The sequence below is a fragment of the Nitrococcus sp. genome, from assembly GCF_059432795.1.
On record NZ_JBXWZQ010000023.1, the window covers coordinates 1 to 3,471 of the forward strand.

The 3,471-nt window shown below is 61.5% G+C and carries 6 protein-coding genes; all 6 read left to right on the forward strand.

From position 1 onward, the window contains the following. Positions 1–230, forward strand: a 230-nt coding sequence (locus AC52Q4_RS02070; protein WP_495535143.1) for a hypothetical protein, incomplete at its 5' end; no start/stop codon positions are given. A 136-nt stretch (positions 231–366) separates the two neighbouring features. Then, complete coding sequence (locus tag AC52Q4_RS02075; RefSeq protein WP_495535144.1) at positions 367–816, forward strand: hypothetical protein; 450 nt, start codon at positions 367–369, stop codon at positions 814–816. A 159-nt stretch (positions 817–975) separates the two neighbouring features. Next, the gene (locus AC52Q4_RS02080; protein ID WP_495535145.1) at positions 976–1,626 is read left to right on the forward strand and encodes a terminase small subunit-like protein; all 651 of its coding nucleotides are present in this window, start codon (positions 976–978) and stop codon (positions 1,624–1,626) included. Then, on the forward strand, positions 1,623–1,778 hold the full coding sequence (locus tag AC52Q4_RS02085; RefSeq protein ID WP_495535146.1) for a hypothetical protein: 156 nt from the start codon (positions 1,623–1,625) through the stop codon (positions 1,776–1,778). Before AC52Q4_RS02080 ends, AC52Q4_RS02085 begins: the two co-directional genes overlap by 4 nt. Next, positions 1,775–2,560, forward strand: coding sequence for a terminase large subunit domain-containing protein (locus AC52Q4_RS02090; protein ID WP_495535147.1), 786 nt, complete (start codon positions 1,775–1,777; stop codon positions 2,558–2,560). The genes AC52Q4_RS02085 and AC52Q4_RS02090 overlap by 4 nt, the downstream gene beginning before the upstream one ends. A gap of 24 nt (positions 2,561–2,584) precedes the next feature. After that, entirely contained in the window at positions 2,585–3,415 is an 831-nt protein-coding gene (locus AC52Q4_RS02095; RefSeq protein WP_495535148.1) for a hypothetical protein, read from the forward strand. Positions 3,416–3,471: the final 56 nt, after the last annotated feature.

The following is a 3,471-nucleotide window of genomic DNA, read 5'->3' on the forward strand; positions in this document are numbered from 1 at the left end:
GCGTTCGGGGTGGTGCGCGAATGAGCCGGGGCGTTTCCAGCATCTATCACCGCGCCAACGCCGACCCGCCCACGGGATCAGAGGCGCAGCGACGGAATCACGAGGCGTATGCCAAGGCATGGCACCAACGCGGCCTTGTGGTGCTGGACCCCGAAACCATCACCGACGACTGGACCAGGCAAGCGGTCATCAATGAGACCGAAAAGCAATATGGCAAGAGAGGGCAGTGACATGGCGGCTAAGAAACGACGGAGACTCAAGCACGGCACCAAGGCCACGGCAAAACCTCGCGCACAGGTCAGGTTGAATCCCGCGCCTTGGGATATGGGGGCAGATGGGCCAGCAAGCCGGTCGCGTGAGAGCGACGTGGTGGAGGCGGCAGACCCCGAGGTCGTTCCCGAGACGGGTGAGGTGAAGCGCCGGAACCCCAACGGCGTCACGCGCCGCCAATTTTACGACATGCTCGATGTCTACCATCGCCGTGGCTGGATTTCGGCCAGCGGGTTTGAGGCAGGGAAGAAATTGCGCGCGGCGTGGGAAGCAACCGAAAAGGGGATTGGCAACGACTGGTCAAAAGAGCGCGTGGACAGCAGCCCCAAGCCCGACGCAGCAATCGCAATCCAGATTGACAGAATGAGCGCACTTGTCGGAATCACCAGGCGCATTCCCCAAGGCGACTATCGCATCCTGATCAACGTGGCCTGCGAGGGGCAGGCAATCGGGCGCCTGCGGGAATATCGTGGCTTTCACCACGAGGCGGGCAAGGCGCACTTGCGCGATGCACTCGATCGCTTGGCCTGTCGTATCGGGTGTTGACGCATAAGCGTTATCCGAGTATCTACATGATAATCGCGCGCGACTTGACACAGTTGCGTTCATCGGCGCCCAGCCCCACCGGCTCGGGCGTTTTTTTTGTGCGGTGTATCTGGAGCCGCACAATTCAACACTCCCCCGCTGGCACAGGCTTTCCCACACATGCCCCGCAAGAAATCACCAGAGGACAGGATCAAGGCCCTTGCCGATACCATCGCGGACAAGGAAGGCGTGAAACATGCCGTCCAGTGCCTGCGCCGCGCCCTCGGGGATATAGAGCCGGTCGTGCGCTTCTGCCAGGAAATCGCAGACGAAGTATGTGACCGCATGGCAAATGGCGAGACCGTCGACCAGATGGGCAAAGAGCCACACATGCCGGACGCAAGGTCGATCAGAAGGTGGACGGAAACACATCCCGGCTTCGGTCAGGCATATGCGCGCGCGCGCGTTTCCCAGATGCACGCCTGGGCCGATCAGATTGTGTCTCTGTCCGACGACGAGCACGAGACTGAATACAAGGTCACGGTGCCGCTCGACAGTGGTGAGGTGGAGCGGATCGAGGGGGATGGCCAGGTGACGTTCCGCTATACGCGGCGGCACATCGACCGCGCCAAGATGATGGTGGACACTCGCAAGTGGTTGATGGCGCGCGTGGCGGCTGACGACTTTGGCGAGAAGCAACAGGTCAATGTGACCCACAACTTCGATCAGCGCGAGGACGAGGAAATCGTGGCCGAGCTCCAGTCCGTGCTGAATGAGACGGGGCTGAGCATCGAGGACGTGATGAAGATGCTGGCGGGGCCGGTGCAGTGAGCGACGTCGAGCGCATTCGTGCCTTCATCAACGCACACAGGGGCATGAACGAAGGGGGTGGCATTGTCGTTCCGCCTGCGCTCGCGGAACGCCTGGCCGAGATGGGCGTGACGGAAGGCTATACTGTTCAGCGGTATATTCCGACCAAATGAGCGTTCAGTTCGCCCCGGAGGAGCGACAATTCTGGGTCAAGGCGGCGCCGCTCATCATTGAGCTGGCCCGGCGTGAGACTCAACGGGCGTTCTACCGGATGTTCCCGGACGACGACACGGTGTTGCCGAGCGGCGAAATCATGCACGCGCGGCACAAGTATCCGAAGCAATTGGAGTTCTTCGACGCCGGCGCGAATTATTCGGAACGGTGTTTCATGGCCGCAAATCGGTGCGGCAAGACGATTGCGGGCGCCTACGAGGTCGCTGCCCACTTGACCGGGCAATATCCCGAGTGGTGGACGGGCAGGAGGTTCAGCGGCCCGGTGCGGTTCTGGGCGGCGGGAAAGACGAACGAAACAACACGGGACATCGTGCAGGCGTCGCTTTGCGGCAACGTCGCATCGGTGGACAAGCGCAAAGCATTCGACGGGACTGGAATGATACCCGGCCGCGCGCTCGGGCAGGTGTCCTGGAAGCAGGGCGTGCCGGATCTAGCGGACGTTATCAAGGTCAAGCACATCTCGGGCCGGTGGTCCAAGCTGGGCCTCAAGTCATATCAACAGGGGCGCGGCAGCTTCGAGGGCACGGCACAGCACGGTGTCTGGCTTGACGAAGAGTGCCCCGAGGACGTCTACAACGAGTGCTTGATCCGCACAGCGACGACGAAGGGGGTTGTCTTGCTGACGTTCACGCCGCTCGACGGCATGACGGAAACGGTTCAGGCATTCCTGCCCGAGGATATGAGGCCAGCAGACCTCAACGAGGATATGTCCGCGGCCTGATCGGCCGGAGCGGGAGAGGCTTACATGGGTCAGGTTTCCAGGTCCAAATACACGGTCAACGCAGGATGGGATGACGTGCCGCATCTGGATGAAACGGTAAAGCGAGACCTCTTGATCTCGACGCCTCCGCACCTGCGGGAGGCGCGGTCGAAAGGTATCCCGTCAATGGGCGCAGGCGCGATCTACCCGGTTTCGGACGAGGAAATAAACTGCCACCCATTCGCGATTCCGGCGTATTGGCGCCGGGCATATGCGCTGGATGTTGGCTGGAATCGCACGGCAGCAATCTGGGGGGCGCAAGACCCGGCCGACAGCACGATCTACCTATACAGCGAGCACTATCAGGGCCAGCAACTCCCGGCGGTCCATGCGCAGGCGATCAAGACCCGTGGGGCGTGGGTTCCGGGCATCATTGACCCGGCCGCTCGTGGGCGAGCCCAGAACGATGGCAAGCAACTGTTGCACGAATATCGTGATCTCGGGCTGAACCTGTCGATCGCCAACAACGCGGTGGATCAGGGGATACAGATGGTCTGGATGTTGCTTTGCACCGGGCAGCTCAAGATATTCTCGACGCTGACGAGCACGCTCAAGGAGAGCCGACTATACCACCGGGCCAAAAAAAAGGACGAGAACGGCGTCGAGCGCGTCAATTTTGGAAAGAAGAACGACCACCTCATGGATGGTCTGCGCTACCTCGTGATGAAGGTCGAGGACGGGGCACGCATCCAGCCGCCCCGCCGCCATGCACCCTCGACCGGGCTCGCCATAGCGGACAGGACCGCAGGCTACTTATATGAAAGACACGCAAGACGGCTTCACCCGGCTCCAGTCCCGGCGCCGGGACGACTCTGACAACAAGCGCGTCGCCGCCCTCGTCGACAAAATGCACAGGGACGCACAGGACCGCG